This is a genomic window from Christiangramia aestuarii, assembly GCF_009735585.1.
GTDB classification, from domain to species: domain Bacteria; phylum Bacteroidota; class Bacteroidia; order Flavobacteriales; family Flavobacteriaceae; genus Christiangramia; species Christiangramia aestuarii.
The window spans coordinates 1-477 of the sequence record NZ_VJVW01000064.1 but is presented as its reverse complement, the minus strand read 5'-3'; the positions used below and the strand labels follow the sequence as shown (position 1 = coordinate 477).

Annotated in this window: 1 protein-coding gene; it reads left to right on the top strand. The window is 66.9% G+C overall.

Annotation, left to right across the window (positions count from 1 at the left end; all coding sequences use genetic code 11):
* Window positions 1–477, top strand: a 477-nt coding sequence (locus FLP08_RS16930; protein WP_202912795.1) for a LysR substrate-binding domain-containing protein, incomplete at both ends; no start/stop codon positions are given.

Here is a 477-nt window from a genome sequence, read left to right as displayed (position 1 = left end):
GGAGGCGCCGCGCTGCACCCTGCGCTTCGTGCAGGAGTCGGACATCGACGACGAGGCACTGCGGCAGAACCGCATCGACCTCTATATCGGCGCCTCGTCCTGGATGGAACCCGAGGTCAAGACCCAGCAGTTGCTCACCACCCGCTTCGTCGGCCTGGCCCGCCAGGGGCACCCGATCTTCGACGGCGAGATCACTCCGCAGCGCTTCATCGCTTTTCCGCATATCGCCGTCTCGCGTCGTGGCCTCAACCATGGACCGCTGGACCAGGCCCTGGGAGAACTCGGCCTGAAGCGCGACGTCAAGCTGATCAGCCCGACCTTCCACTCGGCGATCTTCGCCCTGCCCGGCTCCGACCTGCTGCTGCCGATCGCCGAGCATTCCCTGTGGCGGGCCAACCGACTGGGCCTGGGCCTGCGCCAGTTCGACATCCCGGTGCCGTTGAAGACCGTGATGGTGGTCCAGGCCTGGCATCCACG